Below are 22082 nucleotides of genomic sequence, written 5' to 3'. Positions count from 1 at the left end.
CTCCGCCTTGGCTTTTTCCAGCGCGGCCACCTGGTTCTCGTCAAGCACGATGCCTTCCTGCTCCACCTTGGTCGAAAGTGCCTTCAGGCGTTTCTGGAAAGTCTCCATGTCATGCCTGAGCCAGATGGAGCGCACTCCTCCGGGGGATACGAGCATCCCTTTCTTGCGCAGCTCGTTGGATACGCGCACCTGGCCCAAAGCTGGGTTGTCTATGGCCATCTGCACCACGGCCTGCTCTATGCGCTCCTCCACCCGGTTCTTTATCACCGGTTTTTTACGGGAAATCTCCTGCAGGGCCAGTTCTCCGCCTTGCTCGTACAACTCCTTGAAACGATAAAAACTGTCACGGCTGTAACCCATAATCTTGCACGCACGTGACACATTGCCCAACTGCTGAGACAACTCAAGCAATCCAAGCTTGTTCTTAATGACTTTTTCTGATGTTGTCATAACTTAATCTGCTTTTATGTTACAAATCTACTCTTTTTATGCGTAACTGTCAGATTAAGTCTTGACTAATTCACATACTTTCTCTTTTCGTCCGTATATCCTCTTTAACACCTCATTCCGTATCCTCTCTGCACCGTATGAATTGATGCGGAAAGCAAGGGTGACAATCATATCCATATTATATAGGGTTGCCCAATAGGTATATGGTATCACCTTGCAATGTTGCGTGTGTTCCGCTATCACTCCGCTTTTGTGTATGCCTCGGATTGCAGCCTTTAATGTGGGTGCTGCCACATCGAACAACACCTCAAGTTCCGAAAACAACATCCATACATTACTATCGGGTATGTTCACATTGCCCGATTCATTGATTGTTATTATTGCTCGTTCCATACCTTATGCCATTGTGGTGTTACCGAATGATTGATTAAGTTGGTTACCAAACATCGTTAAATCCTTGTCGATTTTCTCGGTGGTAATCTTTGCATATAGTTGTGTTGTAACAATGTTCGTATGTCCCAAAACTCGGCTAACACTCTCGATTGGCATTCCTTTACTGAGAGCGAGCGTAGCAAATCCATGTCTCGAGCAATGGAATGAAATATCCTTATCGATTCCACACTCTTTTATCATCTTTTTCAATGGTTTACAGATGCTCCAATAGTTCAGATTGGGGAATACGAGTTTGTTCTCTTGGAATGGTTCGTATCGTTTGATAATCTGCAAAGGAATATCAAGCAACTTCACTTGGAATGGGATTTTAGTCTTGTGTCGCTTGGATAATATCCACTTCTCTCCGTTTACCTCTACAATATCATCAGTAGTCAGTTCCTTAATATCCACGAATGACAAGGCTGTGAAACTTGCAAAAACGAACAGGTCTCGGATATAAGCCAACTTGCTATCCGTAAATTCGTACGTCATTACTGCTTTCAATTCATCTTCTGTCAGAAACTCCCTCTCTTTGACATTGGGGCTGATGTGGAATTGTGCAAACGGGTTTCTCGGCATCAACCCATTATAGTGGGCACGCATAACAACGCCTTTGAGCCACATACAATTTGCCCATATACTGCCATTCTGCAAACCTCTATCTGTTGCAAGGAATACGGCAAACTCCTTGATGAAGTCGGGAGTCAGTTCTATCATCGATATATCGTTACGTTTGTAGTTCGCCTTGATGAACGCTGCAACGTGGTTTCTCGCCCGTACTCTTGACATATAAGTTGCTATCACTCGGTCTGTACCTACACGTTTCTTGAATGTGGCATTATCCTTATCAAATGCGCCGAGCAGTGTTTCATATTCTGTTCCGATGCCTTGATAGGCATTGCGTACCATTTCGGCAGTTACATAGGCTTCTCTATCCGACAGGCGTTGATAGTGCTTGATGATTTGAGCCTTGATATTATCCAAAGCAAGATTGATTTCTCTTGCTTCCTTGCTCTTACCTTTGGCTCGGTTGCCTTTTACATCCCAAAGCTCTTTTGCAATGGTACGCTTACAACTGAATTGGGCTACTGAGCCGTTGATTGTCACTCGTCCCATGATGGGAACAATACCGTTTTTCTCCTTGCTTGCGTTCACGTAGAACAGCACCTTAAATGTACTTCGCATAATCCAATCTTTTTTGGTTACAAAATTAGTTGTCAGCGAGTTATACATTGATACGCAATATGATGCAGAACTATGAAACGTGACGACACAAAGAAAAATCTTACTCGTTTTCAGGTAACGATTAGGCAACCGTTCTATTTCATTACCTTGCGTTTCTTTGCTAAATTGCTATTTCCCGTATTTCCGAGATTTTCAGCGTAATGCGTTTATTATCAGTGCAGGATGCACTATTATTCCGATTTCGGTTGATTATTCCAGCGTTTTTCCGTAATTTTATCGCCTGTTAGAATGCTCATAATTATATGCTATCGTTTTGATTTTCACACTATAAAGATACATATAATAGAACATTCTAACTAATTTTCAAGCATATTTCTTATCCAAAACTCAGGTGTAAAGTTTTTATTGGTTCGGAAAAGTACATGGACAAATATGATTTCAATATGGACGGTAGACTTTTTCGAGATTTTGCGACATGGGTTGGAAGACCGGAAAAAGCTAATGATGGAAAAGATTTTTTAATATATGGTTATGGATATGCAATTGTGCCAGTAGTAAAATAATACGAAATGAAAAGAAGGATTATTTACATGTTATTAATAGGGATTGTTTCTTTGATTTGCTATGGAGTTTATGGTGAGATAACGTATACTCCCTTGAGAAAAAAAGATTTTGAATGTCTTTTCCCTAATAATACGAATGCTGAAGTCATATTTCATAAAGATTTTATAGGTTGGAGTCATGGTGACTATTTTGAATTATTTGTCTATCGAATAACCAATGCGATAATAGACCCAAATTATCCTATCATTGATAGTAACTGGGAATATGCAGTACTTCCCGACACAGTAGAAACGATAGCGTGGAGCAATTGCCCGATAGACTCAATAACCCAATTGAAGTATGAATTCGAATTGGCATGGATTATTGATAGTGGGATTAAGGAAGGAAAAGTGTTACAAAGTGAACTGAAAAATGAGAACAATTACTATAGTTGCATTTATGTAAATGGACTCCAAAAATATTTCTTGTTGTATAATCCTTTAACGAGCACCTTGTATTACATAAGACAAAATGGATTTTAAATTTTCTATTGTATCGGATAGAAATATATAGCATTTCCTGATATCAATTTTTTAATGCGACAATTCCCTGCTTATGTCATTAGATGTAAGCAGGGAATTTCATTATTTCTCTTATCTAGTATGGCATGTTCGTCAAGTTACAGCAATGCCTATGTATATCCTTTGGCGAAGGCACTTCTCTAGAACGGAAACATACTTGCCTTGCAACGGTACGGACAGACTTCCGCAAGCGGATATGGCTTAATTGACAACCTGACCTTCACGCTCAACGGCAACCAACTGAACCGGGTGGACGACGCTTCCACCGCTACGGCCTACAACAACGGTTTCGAGTTCCAAGATGCCGTAAAGCAGGCCGATGAGTACGCTTACGACGCCAACGGCAATCTGACGAAAGATTTGAATAAAGGCATTACCAAGATTCAATCTAATTGTTTAAATTTACCCAGTGAATGCAGTCAGAATGACGCTGATCCATTTGCATACGAAAGAAATGATACCATGATGAGGAGATTAGGTTATGGTGAATAGAATGATATTAATACTACTTCTGCTTTCTCAAGTAACAGTTTTCAATGCCCAGCCGTATGAGGAAAATGGTGCTACTGTCTTTGAAGACCTCATGAATCAATCAAGAGTTTTAAAACGATAGGGCCAACCATTGATGGTAATGATATGGATGTTTACTATTATGACATCAAAGATACCGCCAATCTCGGTGTAGAGTTTAAAGGCGGATCTGGTTGTTTTCAACAATATTTTGACAGCTGTTACTATTCGTATATTGACATTGAAAATATGGCCTATAAGGAATTCAATACATACATTGCATGTACAATTCTTTTGGATGCCAATCTCTTTATAAGGGATGTGCGTATTCTGGATGTCTACCATTATTCTTATCTTCTGAAACCTTATTATGAGCGAATAAAAAAGATTTTACTTTCAACAGAAGGTAAATGGAATAAAGTGAATAATAGAAGGGAATGGTCAATCTTCCTTTTTCCTATTCGTATAAGATTGCTACCTGAATAGTCGTTTTCCAGGAACCTAGAATTTAAACTCATACAGAACCAATGGCAAATGAAGATAAAACGGCCGCCGTACTGCCTGCGGCAAGTTTTCCAAGCCTCCTCCCCTCCTTAAAAGTTTACAAAGAAATCTAAATCCTTCGCAACGGAAGTATCGTCTGAAATGAAATTGCATATATTTGCAGCAAACGCTTTTAATTAGAGACGATAGCACTATGTACAAAAAACTGTCCATCGGCATGATGACTCTGCTGGCACTGCTGTCTTCGTGCAGCGGCGTCACCCCCCACATTTCCGCCATCTGCGAAGAGAACAAGGTGGGAAACTGCATCGTCAAGTGGGAAACCGCTCCGCTCATTGAAGGCGAGGTGAAAGTATATGCTTCCACCGATCCGGACCACATCCCCGAAAAGAACGCGGTAGCCTCCGCCAACATTGCCGACCAATGGGTGACGGTCATCAACGCCGACCCCACACAGCGCCGCTACTACACCCTGCTGTTCGACGAGCGGCACCGCAAGCAAGTGGCCTCGCGCAACGTCAACCTGCCCGGCATACAGAACTTCCGCGACCTGGGCGGATACCCCTCCGGCGGAAGCGGGAAAGAAGTGCGCTGGGGCAAGCTCTACCGCTCGGGAGAAGCCGAAAGACTGAACCCGTTCACCCTCAAGAAACTGAAGAACATGGGGGTGAAGACCGTCATCGACCTGCGCTCCCCCTCTGAGAAAATCGGGAAGCCCTCCCTGTCAAAGGACTTCAAAGTCGTGGACATCCCGCTGATAAGCGGCAATACGGGCGAGATACTGAAGGACATCATGTACGGCAGAATCAAGAGCGACACCGTCTACCGCCTGGTGGAGCGCATGAACCGCGAACTGATGCTCAACAGTACGGACGAGTTCCGCCGCGTGTTCGACGTGCTGCTGGACGAGGACAACTATCCCGTCGTCATCCAGTGTACCTCGGGCAAGGGACGTACGGGCATCGTCTCCGCCCTGATACTGGCCGCCCTCGACGTGAACGAAGACCTCATCATGTACGACTACCGCCTCAGCAACCACTACTTCAACATCCGCCGCGCCTGGCGCGACGCCTACAGCCTGCCCCCACGCCGCCAGGAAGCCGTCACCACCCTGTTCTCGGCCCGCGAAAACTTCCTCAACGCAGCCAAAGATGAAGTGGAAAGCAAATACGGAAGCGTGGAAGACTACCTCAAAGAAGGCATCGGACTGGACAAAAGTGAATTAAAGAAGCTTAAACGCCTGCTACTTCATTAAAAAGTCGTACCTTTGCGCCGAAATATAAAGATATACAACATTTTTTGAATGAAGACATTTGAAGAGCTCGGTGTGTCGCCGGAGATACGCCGCGCCATCGAAGAGATGGGATATGAGAATCCCATGCCGGTACAAGAGGAAGTGATTCCATACCTTCTGGGTGAAAACAACGACGTAGTAGCCCTCGCACAGACAGGAACAGGAAAGACCGCAGCGTTCGGTCTGCCACTGATACAGAAAATTAACGTTAACAACCGAGTCCCCCAATCCCTTATCCTTTGCCCCACCCGCGAACTCTGCCTCCAGATAGCGGGCGACCTGAACGACTACTCCAAGTACGTCGAAGGCCTGCGCGTGCTGCCCGTCTACGGCGGCTCGTCCATCGAGAGCCAGATACGTGCACTGAAGCAGGGCGTACACATCATTGTGGCCACACCCGGCCGACTGCTCGACCTGATGGAGCGCAAGACCGTCTCCCTGGCCGACATACAGAACGTGGTGATGGACGAGGCGGACGAAATGCTGAACATGGGGTTCAGCGAGAGCATCAACGCCATCCTGGCCGACGTGCCCCAGGAGCGCAACACGCTGCTCTTCTCCGCCACCATGAGCCCCGAAATAGCCCGCATTGCCAAGAACTACCTGCGCAACGCCAAGGAAATCACCATCGGGCGCAAGAACGAAGGAACCAGCAACGTCCGACACGTGGTCTACACCGTACACGCCAAGGACAAGTACGCCGCACTGAAGCGCATTGTGGACTACTACCCGCAGATATACGCCATCATCTTCTGCCGCACCCGCAAGGAGACGCAGGAGATTGCCGACAAGCTGATGCAGGAAGGATACAACGCCGACGCACTGCACGGCGAACTCTCGCAGGCACAGCGTGACGCCGTGATGCAGAAGTTCCGCATCCGCAACCTGCAGCTGCTGGTGGCCACCGACGTGGCCGCGCGCGGACTGGACGTGGACGACCTGACGCACGTCATCAACTACGGACTGCCCGACGACACCGAAAGCTATACCCACCGCAGCGGACGAACCGGACGCGCCGGAAAGACCGGAACCTCCATCGCCATCATCAACCTGCGCGAAAAGGGCAAGGTGCGCGAGATTGAGCGCATCATCGGCAAGCAGTTCCAGCCCGGCGAAATGCCCACCGGACGACAAATCTGCGAGAAGCAGCTCTTCAAGGTGATAGACGACCTGGAGAAGGTCAAGGTGAACGAAGACGAGATAGCCGGATACATGCCCGACGTCTACCGCAAGCTGGACTGGCTGTCGAAGGAAGACCTCATCAAGCGAATGGTGTCGCACGAGTTCAACCGCTTCCTGGAGTACTATCGCGACCGCGAAGAGATAGAGACCGTCAGCGCCAAAGAACCCAAAGCCGAAAAGGGCAAGAAGAAGAGCAACGGACGCAAGCCCGAAGAAGGATTCACACGCCTCTTCATCAATGTGGGCAAGACGGACAACTTCACGCCTGCCGACCTCATCGGCCTGCTGAACAACCACACGCGCGGACGCATCGACGTGGGACGCATCGACCTGATGCGCAACTTCTCCTTCTTCGAGGTGGACGAAAAAGAGACCGGCAACGTGCTGAAGGCCCTGAACCGCGCCAACTGGAAAGGGCGTAGAATCTCCGTGGAAAGAGCCGGCGAAGAAGACGCCGCGGCCAAGGGAAAGGAACGGAAAGGAACCCGCAGCGCCGAAGGCAAGAAGGCATCCGCCGCCCAGCCCGCACCCGCCAAAGCCAAGGCCGCCAAGACCAAGCCCAGCCGCGAGGAGCGGGGCTACACCAAGCCGCGCGGCAAGAAAGACGACTGGAAACAGTTCTTCCAGCACAACAACGACGGCTTCCGCGGACCGGAGCCCGACTTCAGCGAAGAAGGCTGGGCCAAACCGTCGAAGAAGAAAAGAGGATAAAGGCGCGCCCTGCCTGTAAACAACAACAAGATGGGACAAATCCCCACAGACCAATCCCTCCGGCCGGGCCGGACGATGATGCCTGTGGAGAGTTGTCCCATCTGCGTTTCGGGCGCACGCCTCAGCGCCTTGGCGCCCCAGCGGCCCGCACGCTCCTGCGTCAGTGGGCGCAGCCCTGCGAACTGAAGGCCACCAGCATCCACACCAGCTTCTCCTGTTCCTTCAGATAACCGGTCATCAGGTCGGCCGTCACGTCGTCGTGGGCCTCGGCGGCCAGGTCAATCAGCCTGCGCTCTCCGGCCATGAAGTGACGGAGGGCAGCCAGCACATACTCCACCGCTTCCGAGGCACAGCCCACCTCGGCCACCTCTTTCAGTCCGGCCACCTCCAGGTAGCGGCTGAAACGGTTCTCGGGCTTGCCGCCCAACATCAGCACGCGCTCCGCCAGTTCGTCCACCTTGCGGGCGGTGTCCTCGTAGAGCTCCTCGAACTTGCCGTGCAGGATAAAGAATCCATGCCCCTGAATGTTCCAGTGGAACCCGCGCAGGTTCATGTAGTGTATCTGAAAGTCGGCCAGCAACTGCTGCAAGGCGGGCAATACGGAAGCCGCCTTCTTTTCGTCCAGGTTGAGATAATCCATTGTTTTCATACTTGTTTGTTCTAAAAGGTTCGTACTATTTTTCTTGGGTTTGCTGCAAAGATAAGCGCCTCAGCTTTACGCGTCAAACAGATAATTTCTATCTTTGCATCGAACAGATTTATCACGAAACCTTAAAAAGCTGATTTCCATGACCTTGCAACAACTGGAATACATCCTCGCCCTCGACCACTTCCGCCACTTTGCCAAGGCGGCCGAGCACTGCCGGGTAACGCAACCCACTCTGAGCGCCATGATTCAGAAACTGGAGGAAGAACTGGACACACGCATCTTCGACCGCAGCCGCCAGCCCGTGACGCCCACACCCGTAGGCCTGCACATCATCAGCCAGGCGCGCAACGTGCTGCTCCAGGCCGGACGACTGAAGGAAATCGTAGAGGAAGAAAAACACTCGCTGACGGGCACCTTCCGCCTGGGCATCCTGCCCACCATCGCCCCCTACCTGCTGCCCCGCTTCTTCCCGCAGCTGATGAAGCGGCATCCCCAACTGGACATCCGGGTCATCGAAATGAAGACCGAACCCATCAAGCAGGCCCTGCAAGCCGCAGAAATAGACGCCGGCATCGTGGCCGCCATGGACGGCATGGAAGACTATGCCCGGACCGCCCTGTTCTACGAGCCGTTCTATGCCTACGTAGCGCGCGAAGACGCCCTGTTCAACAACACCGTGGTGCGCACCGCCGACCTCGTCGGCGAGCAACTCTGGCTCCTGGACGAGGGACATTGCTTCCGCGACCAGCTGGTGCGCTTCTGCCAGCTGAAGGCCGCCCGCGTCAGCCAGCTGGCCTATCACCTGGGCAGCATGGAGACTTTCATGCGCATGGTCGAAGGCGGCAAGGGCATCACCTTCATCCCCGGCCTGTCGGTGCTGCAACTGAGCGAGACCCAGCGCGAGCTGGTGCGGCCCTTTGCCATCCCCGTGCCCACGCGCCAGATTGTGCTGCTCACCGCCCAGAACTACATCCGCCACACACTGCGCGACGCCCTGGTGAAGGAGATACAGTCCGCCGTCCCGCACGAAATGCTTTCGCCCCAGCCCACCCAGCAGGTCATCTGACGCGGAAAGGAAAGCCGCATTGAGCGGCCGGAGGCAGGCAGGCAGCGGTCGGCCGCCGCCGACCCCGGTCCGGAACCGCCGCTGTACGGATGCACGCAGCCCCATCTGCCCGTGCGGCCAGGAAGAGCGGCGTGCGCATAGGGCCGACGCAGCAGGCGGCACAGAACTGCACACCCGGTTGCAGCGCCACTGCAAACAGGCATGCAGCAACGCTGTAAGCAAGCATGCAGCAACGCTGCAGCCTGCTTGCAGCAAACACACTGCAAGCAGGCTGCAAAGTCCATGCCGGCTACGACCGGAACCGCTGAAGGCACCGCATGCCGCCCCCCTCGGGCCGGCCACAGGGCAGGCACAAGCCACCGGCCCCCCTCGGCTGAAACCGGAGGAACGGAAACCCGGACGCCGGAGACAGAAATCAGAAATCAGAATCCCCCACCCCGTCTTACCTGAGCCGGAGCTCTTCAATCAGGTGGCCCGCCCGGCCGTACTTCTCAATCATGAACAGCACGTAGCGGATGTCCACTCCGATGCAGCGCTGCATCCGGGGTTCGTAGAGGATGTCGCTGCTCATGGCCTCCCAGTTGCCGTCGAAGGCCAGCCCCAACAGCTCGCCCCGCGCGTTGAACATGGCGCTGCCGCTGTTGCCGCCCGTGATGTCGTTGTTGGAGATGAAGCACACCTTCATCTCGCCGTTCTCGTCGGCATAGGGGCCGAAGTCGCCCGAGGCCAGCAGCGAGAGTATTTCGGGCTGCACCTCGAAATCCACGTTGCCCGCATAGGCCCTGGCCTTCTCCAGCACCCCCCGCGCGGTGGTGTAGTAGCGGTAACTGACGCCGTCGGCAGGCTCGTAGCCGCAGACGGTGCCGAAGCTGAGCCGCAGCGAGGAGTTGGCGTCGGGATAGAAGTTGCGCGAGTCGTAGTAGCGGCGTATGGCGGCGTTGAGCAGCCGCTCGCCGCGCACAATCTGCCGGGTAGGCTCCTGTACCTGCACGTTCATCTCGAAAATCTTCGTAATGAGGTCAATGCCCAGCGTGATGGCGGGGTCGTCCAGCAGGTTGTAGGTGCTGTCGCGCTCCAGGAAGCGCCGCAGTCCCTCGGTCGTGGCCAGCTGCGTGCGGGCGTAGAGCGAATCGACGTAGGCACGGTCGTTGCCGCCATAGTCGGCGGCAATGACGCGGTAGCACTCGGGCAGGTAGACGGAGTCCACCCGCGAGCGGTACTCGGCCAGCATGGCCGCAAACACTTCCTTGTCTATCTCCACGTCCATGTTCCGATACTTCTCCACGATGGCCTTCAGGTTGGCCATCACCGTCTCCTGTTCGCCCTCGAAGTCGAAGTTCAGGATGGAAAGCGTCTGCTGCAGCAGTTCGGGGCCGTTCAGGAAGGCTTCGGCAAAGTAGGACATGGCATGGTCGGCCTCGCGGCGCTGCTTGTAGGCCAGCTCCAGGTCGGAGAAGAGGTGGAGCAGCTGTCCGCGCTCGGCGGGCGTCTGCTGAATCCACCGGCGCAGCTCCCGCTCCAGGGCGCGCTTCTTGTCCAGCACGTGCAGGCGTTCCACGGCGCGGTTCACGCCGATGCTGTTCTTCCAGTAGTTGGAGCTTTCGTCGTATTTGGAGGCATACTTGATGCGGATGCTGTCGCGGCGGTCCATCTCGCGCTTCCAGATGGCCTGCTTCACGCCGCGCACGTCAATCTGCGCCCGGTTGGCGTTGTTCACCATCTCCTCGATGCCGTAGGACGAGAGGTAGCGCTCCGTGTGGCCGGGGTAGCCCAGCGTCATGCAGAACGAGCCTTCGCGGTAGCCCTGCAAGGAGATGGGGGCCACGTAGTCGGGATGGTAGGGCACGTTGTCCGGCGAGTATTCGGCGGGGCGGTTGTCCGGGCCGGCATAGATGCGGAAGACGCAGAAGTCGCCCGTGTGGCGCGGCCACTCCCAGTTGTCCTTGTCCCAGCCGAACTTGCCCACCGACGAGGGCGGGGCAAACACCAGGCGGACGTCGTAATAGTCGCGGTAGACCGAGAGCCAGAACTCGTTGCCGCCATAGTAGGCGTCGACCACACCCGTCAGCGTGCTGTCCTTGGCGGAGACCTCGGCCCCGATGGCCAGCATCACCGAGTCGGTGGCGGCACTGCGTTCGGGCTCGCCCATGCCAGGCTTCACGGCCTTGAGCACACGCCGGGTGACGTCCTCCTGCCTCAGCAGGAAGCGGACGTAGAGTTCGGGGTTGGGCAGCTCTTCTTCGCGGCTGCGTGCCACGAAGCCGTCCTTCAGGTAGTCGTGCTCCACGCTGGAGTGCTGCTGCACGCTCTGGAAGCCGCAGTGGTGGTTGGTGAGCACCAGTCCGTCCTCGGACACCACCACGCCCGAGCAGAATCCGCCGAAGCTCACCACGGCGTCCTTCAGCGAGGGGCGGCGGGTGCTGTACAGGCGGTCGGCCGGCAGCTCCAGCCCCCGTTCCTTCATGGCCTTGCGGGTCTGCCTGTTCAGGTTGCCCAGCATCCACATGCCTTCATCGGCCCGTCCTGCCACCGCCAGCAGCAGCAGGAGAACCATCCATGCCATTCTTCCTTTCATACGTTCTGTCCTTGTCTGTTTTTAAATAGGTCCTTTATTCGGTTATCAGCTTCAGGCTGCCGGTACCCGTGCGGGCCTTCAGCCATTCGGCAATCTTGGCCTTCTCGGCCGCGTCGGGCTGCTTGCCGAACTTCATCACGGCCAGCAGCACCGTGTCTGTCCGCATGGAGTCCACGGTCATCTCGATGGCGTGGGACAGGGAGAGCGAGCGCACCGAGGGATAGAGCACCTTGAGCTCGGGCACGAGGGCCTTGCTCAGCCCGTCGAACGTGCGGTAGCGCTCCAGGTCCTTCTCCAGCGAGGCAATCTTCTTGGTCTGCTCCACCAGGCGCTGTTCGCTGTTCTTGTAGAAGTCTTCCATCACCATGGCGCGGATGGACGAAATGTCCACCGACTCGTAGTTCATGCCCTGCATCACCACCAGCTTGGTGTTCTCCAGCTTGTAGTCAGCCATCTTGCTGCGGGCAATGGCAATGGAGGCTTCGGGCACCTCCTCGCCTATCAGCACCACGCGTATCTCGTGCCCGTTGGCCGTGTGCTGTATCTTCTTGTCCAGCACCTGCGTGTTGTCAAAGGCCAGCTGCTCGTTGATGAACTTGTTGGCCGAGCTTTCAAAGAACGTGTCCTGAATGATGCCCACGGTCAGGTAGACGGCAGGGCACATGGTGAGCACGGCTATCAGCACAATGTACTTGCGCACCTTCTTCTCGCGGTTCTTGTCCACAAAGGCCTTGCGCTGGAAGTGCATCACCCGCACCCCGATGAAGGTGGCCAGGCTGATGAAGACCGAGTTGATGAAGTAGAGGTAGAAGGCGCCCAGGAAGTAGATGAGGTTGCCCGTGGCCAGACCGTAACCCGCCGTACAGAGCGGCGGCATGAGGGCCGTGGCAATGGCCACGCCGGGAATCACGTTGCCCTTCTCCTTGGTGGAAAGGGCCACCACGCCCGCCAGGCCGCCCATGAGGGCGATGAATACGTCGTAGATGGTGGGCGAAGTACGGGCCAGCAGCTCCGACTGCCCTTCGGCCACCGGGCTTACAATAAAGAAGATGGTGGCGGTGGTGACACTGAACAGCGTGGTGATGAGGAAGCTCTTCAGCGAGCGTTTCATCAGCTCGAAGTCGTTCAGGCCCACAGAGAGGCCCACGCCCATGATAGGCCCCATCAGCGGGGAGATGAGCATGGCGCCGATAATGACGGCAGTGGAGTTGACGTTCAGCCCCAGCGAGGCCATGAAGATGGCAAATATCAGAATCCACAGGTTGGCGCCCTTGAACTCCACCCCCTTGCGGATGGACTCCACCGTGGCCAGCTCGTCGTCCTTGTCCTTGCGCAGGTCGAGGTACTCTTTCAGAAAGTTCTTGATGACAAACAGGTTTCTGTCAGAATCAGGTGTTTCCATATCAGTTCGTTTCAGTCAGTTTATGTATCAATTCAGTCGTGTCCGTCCGGCCGGGTCATTTCTTCTTGCCCGCCAGCCTGTTCAGTACCGGAATGCGGCTCAGGGGCAGGTCCTTCTTCACAATGTAGGCCACAAACAGCAGCAGCAGCACGGTGCGGAAGGCCAGACGGAGCCACACGTTGTCCAGCGGCACGTATTCGGCCGCCACATAGAGCACCGCCGCCAGCAGCACGTAGGAGCCGATGGCCTTCAGGTCGTAGCGGATGGGGTACTTCTTCTGCCCCACGAAGTAGGACAGCAGCATGGCCACCCCGTAGCCCGAGAAGCCGGCCCAGGCACAGGCCATGTAGCCGAAGCGGGGAATCAGCAGCACGTTCATCAGCACCAGCACGGCGCAGCCCGTCAGCGAGAAGTAGGCTCCCCAGCGCGTCTCGTCAATCAGCTTGTACCAGAAGGAGAGGTTGAAGTAGACGCCCATGAAGATTTCGGCCGCCATGACGATGGGCACCACGCGCAGGCCTTCCCAGTAGCCGCGCCCGATGATGTGCTTCAGCAGGTCCATGTAGAACATCACGGCCAGATAGGCCAGCAGGGTGAAGATGATGAAGAACTTCATGGCCTGCGCATAGACCTCGCGGTTGTCCTTGTCGCGGCTCTTGCCGAAGACAAAGGGCTCGTAGGCATAGCGGAAAGCCTGCGTCAGCATGGCCATGATCATGGCTATCTTGCTGGCGGCTCCGTAGATGCCCAGCTGCACCGTGGCCTCGGCCTTGTCGGGATAGACGTAAGGGAAGATAATCTTGTCCGCCACCTGGTTCAGGATGCCCGCAATGCCCAGCACCAGCAGCGGCATGCAGTAGGACAGCATGCGGCGCAGCAGAGCGCGGTCCAGCACATAGCGGAAGCCGCTCAGCTCGGGTATCATGCACACCATGACGGTAGAGGTACAAATCAGGTTGAACAGGAAGGCATAGCCCACGTCGCTGCCCTCCATCCATACATAATAGATAAGGTTGAGCGCAATGTTCAGGAAGATGAACAGCAGCTTCAGCGCCGCAAACTTCAGCGGCCGCTGCCGGTAGCGCAGATAGGCGAAGGGAATGCTCTGGATGGCGTCCATGGCCACCACAATCATCATCATGCCCACGTACCACGGGTGTTCTTCATACCCCAGCAGCCCCGCAATGGGCTGCAGGAACACCAGCCCCAATGCCAGAAACGCCAGCGACACGCCGCCCACCCCGAGCAGCGAGGTGGAGTAGACGCGCATGGGGTCGTCCTTGCCGTTGTTGGCAAAGCGGAAGAAACCCGTCTCCATGCCGAAGGTGAGCAGCACCAGCATCAGCGCCACCCAAGCATAGATGTTGGTCACCACACCGTAGCCGCCCGACTGTGCCGACATGGCCATGGTGTAGACGGGCACCAGCAGATAGTTCAGGAAACGCCCCACGATGCTGCTCAAGCCGTAGATGGCGGTGTCTTTAGCCAATGATTTCAAGTTTGCCATTCTTTCTATTATTTCTATTCTTTCTTCATTATCAATTCAATACTTAACCTGTCACGGAGAGTATGCCCCAGCAAGAGTATCTTAAACTCTCCTCCTTCCGGAAGGAGGAGTACCCGAAGGGGGAGGTGGTAGGCACGCCCTGCGGAGCAACCTTTGAATGATTACGTAGGTGTTTACGCGTGTGAATTCACCTACCACCCCGCCCGTTGGACACCCCTCCTTCCAGAAGGAGGGGAGTCAGATAGCATCACTTTGTTTTGACAGACCGTTTAGGATAGTCTTGTACTGACGTATCTCTTCAGTTACTCTCTCAATCAGTTTTAGAGGCAGCTATCTTCTCTCCTATTTCCTCAATAATCCGTTCGAGATCTTCAAACACCACACGATTCTCAAAACGAAGTACCGTAATGCCTGCCACCCGGAACAGATAATCCGTCCGCTGCTCATCGTACTCCCCACGAATCGCGTGCGATTCACCATCCAGTTCTATTGCCAGTTTCAACTCCAGGCAATAGAAATCAAGGATATAAGGCCCTACACTATGCTGCCGCCTGAACTTCAATCCATAAACCTGCCGTTCCTTCAGCACCCTCCACAGAACCGCTTCGGCCGGGGTCAGTGCATTGCGAAGTTTCCGCCGTCTGTGCAGCCATTCGGGTTTGTTCATCCGGTCTTCCATCTCCAGAACTTTGTGACAGACAATCCGTCAATCAAACAAAGAAGGCTGCCCGCCATTCTGATACAGGCTGCGTCCCAAGTGCTTGTACGCCAGTTCCGTCACCTCCCGCCCGCGTGGCGTGCGCTTGATGAAGCCTTCCTTGATGAGGAACGGTTCGTACACCTCTTCGATGGTGCCTGCGTCCTCGCCCAGGGCGGTGGCGATGGTGGTCAGGCCTACGGGGCCGCCCCGGAACTTGTCGATGATGGTGGTCAGTATCTTGTTGTCAATCTGGTCGAGGCCGTACTTGTCGATGTTCAGCGCCTCGAGGGCGATGCTTGCAATCTCGGTGTCGATGCGGCCCGAGCCTTTGACCTGGGCAAAGTCCCGCACACGGCGCAGCAAGGCGTTGGCGATACGGGGCGTGCCGCGGCTGCGGCCTGCAATCTCCAGCGCGGCCTTGTTGGAACAGGGCACGCCCAGGATGCCGGCCGAGCGGAGGATGATGCCGCTCAGGACGTCGGTGTCGTAATACTCCAGGTGCAGGTTGATGCCGAAGCGGGCACGGAGCGGGGCTGTCAGCAGGCCGCTGCGCGTGGTGGCTCCCACCAGCGTGAAAGGGTTCAGGTCTATCTGGATGCTGCGGGCAGAAGGGCCCTTGTCTATCATGATGTCGATGCGGTAATCCTCCATGGCCGAATAGAGATACTCCTCCACAACCGGGCTGAGGCGGTGAATCTCGTCGATGAAGAGCACGTCGTTCGGCTCCAGGCTGGTGAGGATGCCCGCCAGGTCGCCGGGTTTGTCCAGCACGGGCCCCGAGGTGATTTTGAAGCCCACGCCCAATTCGTTGGCAATGATGTTGGAGAGTGTCGTCTTGCCCAGTCCCGGAGGGCCGTGCAGCAGGGTGTGGTCCAGCGCCTCACCCCGCAGGCGGGCAGCCGTCACGAAGATGCGCAGGTTCTCCACCACCTGGCTCTGTCCGCTGAAGTCCTCGAAGGCCAGCGGGCGGAGGGCGTTCTCAAAGTCCTTTTCCTTGCCCGAAAGCGGTTTCTGGCTGCGTATGTCAAAGTTTTCCTGTTCCATTGATTCAATTGTTTTCATGCCAAGCCTGCTGTCAGTGACCTGCGTCCGCACCTGCGGAGCTTGGCTCGTGCAAAATAACTAATTAATTTTGGAATAACCGACAAAGCATACGGCTTTTCGCAAGCATCTCCCTCACCCGCCTGTCTTCCGTCCCTTCAGGAATTCGTAACCGAAGCGGCAGCGGAGGCAGTCCTTGCGTTCGCAATATTCCCGCTGAAGCTGGATGAGGGCCTGCGAATCGGCAGCGGTAGAGACGGGCAGGCCGGCACCCTCCCAGAGGCGGGTGATGTGGTTGTTCTCGGCACGAAGCGATTCCAGGAAGCGGGTGGCACGCTCGCACAGGTTGTCGTCGGCCTTGTGGAGGCCGTAGGCGTAGAGGAAAGGAATGACGGTGTTGATGAGCATCAGGTTGAGGGCGTTCTCCCCCACCCGCTTCACGCGCTCGGGCGAGGAGTGGCGGAAGGTGAAGTGCCGCTCCCAGTAATCGGAAGTGGAGGTGACGAGGAGCTTCCTGGCGGCCTCGGTCGTGTCGGCCTCCATCACCTGCGAGAAGAGGGCGGGCCGTGTGTGGTAGAGGCTGGCCAGCTGGGCCAGGCGCACGTGGGGGAAGTTGCCCGGCCGGAGGCGCAGGAAGCGCCAGCGCGAGGCATCCAGCGGAGCCGGCAGGTCGAATTTGCGTTGCAGGTAGCGGAACTCCTTTCGGAGGCGGAGGTAATAGTCGTCGGCATCGGGCAGTTCCTCCTCCAGCAGGCCCGCCTGACCGAAGAAGAAGGCCTCCACCTGGAAAAGGTCGTCACGGTGCTTGTCTACGGCACGGAAGGGGATGAGCCGGGCCCAGGCCTCGAAGGCATCGCTATTCAGGCCGAATCCGTAGTTGCGCGCCAGGGTGATGAAGAACACGTCCTCCCAATGGTTTTGGCAGGCATCGAGACGGGCGCGGATGTCGGCCGCCTTCCGTGCGAAACGCTCCGCCTGCAAGGCCGAAAACCAGGAATGAACCGTCAGGCGCGACAGGGACGGGAGGACGGAGTAACAGGGCGGACAGATTTCGGACTGACGCAGCTCGTCGTAGCGACGGGCCACGTCGGCAGGACAAGTCAGCACGAGTTGGGGGATGGGCTCGCCGTCCGTGCGGCACACGTCGCAGTCGGCCTCGCCCACCACGTGCAGGATGACGTTGTCGTAGGCCTTGTCCGTCTGGTGTCCGTGCTTCATCCAGAGCGAAGAGCGCTCGTGCAGCTCCACGTTTCCCACCCACAGCACGCCGTCCAGCTTCAGCTTGGCGTTGAAGAAGTCGGGCCCGGCGTTGGTGTTGGGCAGGCCGGGGTCAATGACTTCCACCCGCCGCCCGTCGGTCGTGTGCAGTTCCTGCAAAGGGAAGATTTTGTGTTTCCAGAGGTAGTGTAAAAGGTGTTCCATAAACAGAAGCCTCACCCCCGGCCCCTCTCCCAAGGAGAGGGGAGGAAGGGGGTGGTGATTTAAGTTAGTATTCAGTCTTACATATTTTATTCATATATTATTTTACTCAAGTTTCGGGTTTGATATTTCACTGGGAGTTAAGAAGTTATAGAAGTTACCACTTCGCTTTGCTCTGTTAGAAGTTAAAGCCGATAGTCTTGCAAAAAGAAAAATTAGCAGTAACAGGTCTATTGGCCTTTAACTTCTAAGCCCGCCCTGGCGGGCGATAACTTCTTCTAACTCCTCTAACTCCTGCAAGTTTCGGTAAAACCGAAACTTGAATTATTTTATATGCCATTCTCTATTCCGACTCCATTCCTTCCCCCCTCTCCTTGGGAGAGGGGCCGGGGGTGAGGCTTTCGGGCAACGAAATCGTAAACTCGCTGAACCGCCCCTGCACACTTTCCACACTGACATAGCCGCCGTGCTCGCGGGTCACGTTCATCACGTAGTTCAGGCCGAGGCCGAAGCCGGAAACCTTCTTCTGTCCGCTGCCGTCGTCGCGGGGCAGCACGCGCTCGAACTTGTCGAAGATGGTACGCTGGGCCGAAAGGGGGATGCCGATGCCGTTGTCGCGGACACTGATGCGGACGAAACCGCCCTCCTGACGCGAGGCAATGCGTACTTCTACTGTGTCTTTGGAGTATTTCAGGGCGTTGTCTATCAGGTTGGAAAGGGCTTCCTTCAGGAATTCCATATCGGCATAGACCGCTTCGGCCTGAAGGTCGGTGCTGAAGGTGACGGGCTTCGCCGCCTTTGCCTCGAACACCTGTATCAGCTCGTCCACCACGGGACGAAGGGGATGCCAGTCCTTGTCGAGCAGCAGTTGGTGATGCTCCATCTTCGAGAGGGTCAGTACGCGATTGGTCAGGTCGAGCAGGTGCAGGCTCTCCTTTTCCAGCAGGTCGAAGTGCTCGCGCTTGCGTTCGGGCTTGGCGTCCAGGCGACCGCTACGCAGGTTCCTCACCGCCATCAGAAGGGTGCTGATAGGCGTCTTCATGTCGTGCACCATGGCGTAAGAGAAATCCTCGCGCATCTGCGACAACTTGTCCTGACGGCGGATGATGTCCACCTGCTTGGCAATGCCGAAGGCCAGGAAGAAGAAACCCGCCACCGTGCCCAGCAGGTAGTAGAGCTGTGACCCGACCGTCTCGGCACGAAGGTTGAGGAGGCGGGCCCGCACGCCTTGCAGGCTGTCCAGCGGGATGACGAACGTGCGCCGATGCTCCAGCTCGCGTTCGTAGTCATCGAAGTAAGGCAAGGCAGAGCGGAGCACCACGGTCGAATCGTCCGCCAGCGGCACCGTGTCCAGCCGGAAGCGGAGGCGGCGCAACCCGCCCTCGCGCAGCTGCTGGCGGAAGAGGGAGTCGAGCCCGGCCCCGGGGCAGAGGGCGTGGCGGTCGTCGGCGCGGCACCAGGCCTCGTGGACGGTGCGCGTCACACGCTGGCTGTTGAGTCCCAGCCCCATGCCCGTCCAGCGGCCGAGGAAGAAGACGGCCACGGCGGCGGCCACGAGGGTGAGGAGGATGTAGTAGGACTTGCTCATGTCTGTAGCGGTTAGTGGTTAACGGTGAGCGGTGAGTGCAGGTACTAACCGCTAACCACTCACCGCTAACCGCTACAAAAGTAACTTCTTTTCCCTTTCCCTCCAACTCCGTTAACGTAAAGATAACGTAACGTTAACCTTCCGTTTACCTGAGAGGACTTATCTTTGCAACGTCAACCAGAAAACAACAACTAAAAACATACCATTATGAAAACAACTGCACAACTCAACTCGAACCATACCCCGCAGACTGACGGCATCGAAGTAAAACTCAACACGAAAAGCGCCAATCTGTGGACGATAGTCATCTTCTTCCTGCTCCTCTTCTCCGGCTCCCTGCTCTACTGCTACGTGTGGGAAGACTCCTCGGCCTATAATGTGGGCTACTTCATCGGCAATTTCTGGAGAGGCTACATCTGGCAGATGACACTCCTTGCCTTCGCCGCCAACATTCTGTCCGGTTATCTGATTCTCTACTTCTGCAACGGGCGGCAAACGAAAGCTATACGTTGCCACTCCAGCTGGTCAGGCGTAGGCTATTACTCCACCCGCCCTGTCTCCTTAAAGTGGTATCGTCTGTTCTTGCTGCTGCCCGCCATCGTATTGGGTGTCCTGCCCTTCCTGCACGGCTTCTGCACGGGCAACAAGACGGTTTATGCTTTCGGCATCTTCAGCCTGGCCTGCGCCGTGGGCGACGTGATGCTCTACTGGAAGCTGCGCCCCTTCGACGACGAAGACCTCTATCAAGCCGAGGGAAAACCCTTCGAGGGCACCGTCATCCGACGCAACTACGCAAAGTAGGAACGGAGCGCAGACGCCGGAAAGGAACGGCACGCCTCCCGCGTCACACAGAAGTATTCTCATAGGCATGAGAATGATGTTCTCATAAGAATGAGAAGACTATTCTCATACGCATGAGAAAACCGTTCTCATACGCATGAGACAAAATACGCCCCTGGGCAGTCGCCACCCGATTCTTCGCTGTCTCTCCACGGCATTGTTAACAAGAAGTTAATTGTAACGGTTTGTGTAAGAAAAGTCCTATCTTTGCGCACACATTATTATATATAAGAAAAATAGCGAACAATGAAAATAGCACTTATCGGTTATGGAAAGATGGGCAAGGAGATTGAGAAGATTGCCCTCGGCCGCGGACACGAGATTGTCTGCATCATCGACATCGACAACCAGGAGGACTTCCGCTCCGAAGCCTTCCGCTCGGCCGACGTGGCCATCGAGTTCACCAATCCCAAAGCCGCCTATGGCAACTACATGAAGGCCTTCGAGGCGGGCGTAAAACTGGTGTCGGGCAGTACCGGCTGGCTCGAAGAACACGGCGAGGAAGTGCGCCGCCTCTGCACCGAGGGTGGCAAGACGCTGTTCTGGTCGAGCAACTTCAGCCTGGGCGTGGCCATCTTCTCGGCCGTCAACAAGTACCTGGCCCGCATCATGAACCAGTTCCCCGGCTACGACGTGAGCATGAGCGAGACGCACCACATCCACAAGCTGGACGCCCCGAGCGGCACCGCCATCACCCTGGCCGAAGGCATCCTGGAGAACCTTGACCGCAAGACTCGGTGGGTGAAAGGCACGCTTCAGGCTCCCGACGGCACCGTGACGGGCACCACCGCCTGCGCTGCCGACGAACTGCCCGTCAGCTCCATCCGCGAAGGCGAAGTGCCGGGCATCCACAGCATCCGCTACGACTCCGAGGCGGACAGCATCACCATCACCCACGACGCCAAGAACCGCCGCGGCTTCGCACTGGGCGCCGTGCTGGCAGCCGAATACACCGCCACACACGAAGGCTTCCTGGGGATGAGCGACTTATTTCCGTTTCTGAAGTAAACAAGAAACATGGACATTCAGAGAATCAATCAGCATAAGCAGACGTTTGATGAAATCATGCATTTCATCAAGAGCGATGACGACCGCGAAGAGGTGGAAGTATGGTTTGCCCGCGAACTTCAGACCGTCTTGGGCTATAGCCGTTGGGAAAACTTCCAGGTAGCCATCGGCCGAGCTGTTGAATCCTGCAAGTCGCAGGGAATCAACATCGACGACCATTTTCGTGAGGTCACGAAAATGGTCACATTAGGCAGTGGTGCCAAGCGCGAAGTGACCGACTACATGCTCACCCGCTACGCCTGCTATCTGATTGCCCAAAACGGAGACCCGAAGAAAGAAGAGATAGCCTTCGCACAAGGCTACTTCGCCCTGCAGACCCGCCGCGCGGAACTCATCGCCGAACACCTGCAACAAGTGGCCCGTCTGGAAACGCGCGACCGCCTCCGTGCCTCTGAAAAACAACTGTCACGCAACATCTACCAACGCGGTGTCGACGACAAGGGCTTTGCCCGCATCCGCTCGAAGGGCGATACAGCCCTGTTCGGCGGACACACTACCGAAGACATGAAGCTACGGCTGGGAGTAAAGTCCACCCGTCCACTGGCAGACTTCCTGCCCACGCTGACCATCGCCGCCAAGAATCTGGCAACGGAGATGACCAACTACAACGTAGAACAGAAAGACCTGTACGGCGAAACCACCATCACCCACGAACACATACAGAACAACCGGAGTGTCCGTCAGATGCTGGGACAACGGGGTATCAAGCCCGAAGACCTGCCCGCAGCCGAGGACATCAAGAAAGTGGAACGCCGCGTGACAAGCAACGAAAAGAAAATAGAAAAAGCGTCGCAGAAGCTACCCAAACAAATCAAAGAAACAAAAACAGAATAAC

Annotated in this window: 19 protein-coding genes and 1 pseudogene; 10 read left to right on the top strand and 10 right to left on the bottom strand. The window is 55.2% G+C overall.

The features are described 5' to 3' along the window. Both Q1Y74_RS06245 and Q1Y74_RS06240 read right to left on the bottom strand, forming a co-directional pair. Positions 1-450 (bottom strand): helix-turn-helix domain-containing protein (locus Q1Y74_RS06245; protein ID WP_300812981.1); only part of this gene is annotated, 450 nt, incomplete at its 3' end. A 396-nt stretch (positions 451-846) separates the two neighbouring features. After that, entirely contained in the window at positions 847-2070 is a 1224-nt protein-coding gene (locus tag Q1Y74_RS06240; RefSeq protein ID WP_300812999.1) for a site-specific integrase, read from the bottom strand. 419 nt (positions 2071-2489) lie between these two features. Here Q1Y74_RS06240 and Q1Y74_RS06235 point away from each other — a divergent pair, with 419 nt between their 5' ends. From Q1Y74_RS06235 to Q1Y74_RS06210, 6 genes and pseudogenes are all read left to right on the top strand, one after another. Beyond that, a complete protein-coding gene (locus Q1Y74_RS06235; protein WP_300812979.1) occupies positions 2490-2630 on the top strand; it encodes a hypothetical protein in 141 nt (46 codons plus the stop codon). Between the two features lie 6 nt (positions 2631-2636). Continuing rightward, positions 2637-3152, top strand: a complete 516-nt coding sequence (locus Q1Y74_RS06230) for a hypothetical protein (RefSeq protein WP_300812976.1) — start codon at positions 2637-2639, stop codon at positions 3150-3152. A 183-nt stretch (positions 3153-3335) separates the two neighbouring features. Further along, positions 3336-3605 (top strand): annotated as a pseudogene (locus Q1Y74_RS06225) (RHS repeat-associated core domain-containing protein); the annotation flags it as partial. 222 nt (positions 3606-3827) lie between these two features. Beyond that, positions 3828-4187, top strand: a complete 360-nt coding sequence (locus Q1Y74_RS06220; RefSeq protein ID WP_300812974.1) for a hypothetical protein — start codon at positions 3828-3830, stop codon at positions 4185-4187. Between the two features lie 211 nt (positions 4188-4398). After that, positions 4399-5460 carry a tyrosine-protein phosphatase gene (locus Q1Y74_RS06215; RefSeq protein ID WP_300812973.1) on the top strand — a complete coding sequence of 354 codons (1062 nt, stop codon included), beginning with the start codon at positions 4399-4401 and terminating at the stop codon, positions 5458-5460. A gap of 48 nt (positions 5461-5508) precedes the next feature. Then, on the top strand, positions 5509-7392 hold the full coding sequence (locus Q1Y74_RS06210; RefSeq protein WP_300812971.1) for a DEAD/DEAH box helicase: 1884 nt from the start codon (positions 5509-5511) through the stop codon (positions 7390-7392). Between the two features lie 160 nt (positions 7393-7552). Here the strand turns inward: Q1Y74_RS06210 and Q1Y74_RS06205 are convergent, their stop codons facing one another. After that, positions 7553-8041, bottom strand: a complete 489-nt coding sequence (locus Q1Y74_RS06205; RefSeq protein ID WP_300812969.1) for a DNA starvation/stationary phase protection protein — start codon at positions 8039-8041, stop codon at positions 7553-7555. Positions 8042-8180: 139 nt separating this feature from the next. On the opposite strand from Q1Y74_RS06205, the gene Q1Y74_RS06200 reads away from it, so the two are divergent. After that, positions 8181-9107 carry a hydrogen peroxide-inducible genes activator gene (locus tag Q1Y74_RS06200; RefSeq protein ID WP_300812968.1) on the top strand — a complete coding sequence of 309 codons (927 nt, stop codon included), beginning with the start codon at positions 8181-8183 and terminating at the stop codon, positions 9105-9107. Positions 9108-9549: 442 nt separating this feature from the next. Here the strand turns inward: Q1Y74_RS06200 and Q1Y74_RS06195 are convergent, their stop codons facing one another. The 7 genes from Q1Y74_RS06195 to Q1Y74_RS06165 all read right to left on the bottom strand — a co-directional run bounded on the left by Q1Y74_RS06195 (position 9550) and on the right by Q1Y74_RS06165 (position 19339). Next, positions 9550-11682 carry a S46 family peptidase gene (locus tag Q1Y74_RS06195; protein WP_300812966.1) on the bottom strand — a complete coding sequence of 711 codons (2133 nt, stop codon included), beginning with the start codon at positions 11680-11682 and terminating at the stop codon, positions 9550-9552. A 34-nt stretch (positions 11683-11716) separates the two neighbouring features. Continuing rightward, positions 11717-13084 carry a TIGR00341 family protein gene (locus tag Q1Y74_RS06190; RefSeq protein ID WP_300812964.1) on the bottom strand — a complete coding sequence of 456 codons (1368 nt, stop codon included), beginning with the start codon at positions 13082-13084 and terminating at the stop codon, positions 11717-11719. A 55-nt stretch (positions 13085-13139) separates the two neighbouring features. After that, entirely contained in the window at positions 13140-14591 is a 1452-nt protein-coding gene (locus tag Q1Y74_RS06185; RefSeq protein WP_300812962.1) for a lipopolysaccharide biosynthesis protein, read from the bottom strand. A 310-nt stretch (positions 14592-14901) separates the two neighbouring features. Further along, a complete protein-coding gene (locus Q1Y74_RS06180; RefSeq protein WP_300812961.1) occupies positions 14902-15258 on the bottom strand; it encodes an endonuclease domain-containing protein in 357 nt (118 codons plus the stop codon). 39 nt (positions 15259-15297) lie between these two features. Next, a complete protein-coding gene (gene ruvB / locus Q1Y74_RS06175; RefSeq protein WP_300812959.1) occupies positions 15298-16335 on the bottom strand; it encodes a Holliday junction branch migration DNA helicase RuvB in 1038 nt (345 codons plus the stop codon). Positions 16336-16467: 132 nt separating this feature from the next. Beyond that, positions 16468-17754 (bottom strand): DUF2851 family protein, encoded by a 1287-nt coding sequence (locus tag Q1Y74_RS06170; RefSeq protein ID WP_300812957.1) that lies wholly within the window; start codon positions 17752-17754, stop codon positions 16468-16470. Positions 17755-18094: 340 nt separating this feature from the next. Continuing rightward, positions 18095-19339, bottom strand: coding sequence for a HAMP domain-containing sensor histidine kinase (locus tag Q1Y74_RS06165; protein ID WP_300812955.1), 1245 nt, complete (start codon positions 19337-19339; stop codon positions 18095-18097). Positions 19340-19546: 207 nt separating this feature from the next. Between Q1Y74_RS06165 and Q1Y74_RS06160 the strand changes: the two genes are divergently transcribed. The 3 genes from Q1Y74_RS06160 to dinD all read left to right on the top strand — a co-directional run bounded on the left by Q1Y74_RS06160 (position 19547) and on the right by dinD (position 22081). After that, positions 19547-20140, top strand: a complete 594-nt coding sequence (locus Q1Y74_RS06160; protein WP_300812954.1) for a DUF3267 domain-containing protein — start codon at positions 19547-19549, stop codon at positions 20138-20140. Positions 20141-20425: 285 nt separating this feature from the next. Further along, positions 20426-21187 (top strand): 4-hydroxy-tetrahydrodipicolinate reductase, encoded by a 762-nt coding sequence (gene dapB / locus Q1Y74_RS06155; protein ID WP_300812952.1) that lies wholly within the window; start codon positions 20426-20428, stop codon positions 21185-21187. 9 nt (positions 21188-21196) lie between these two features. Continuing rightward, positions 21197-22081, top strand: coding sequence for a DNA damage-inducible protein D (dinD, locus tag Q1Y74_RS06150; protein WP_300812951.1), 885 nt, complete (start codon positions 21197-21199; stop codon positions 22079-22081). Position 22082 lies beyond the last annotated feature (1 nt).

The sequence above is a fragment of the uncultured Bacteroides sp. genome, assembly GCF_949298305.1.
In the GTDB taxonomy this organism is placed as follows: Bacteria; Bacteroidota; Bacteroidia; order Bacteroidales; family Bacteroidaceae; genus Bacteroides.
The sequence above is the reverse complement of the archived record's forward strand: the minus strand, read 5'-3'. Positions and strand labels throughout refer to the sequence as shown.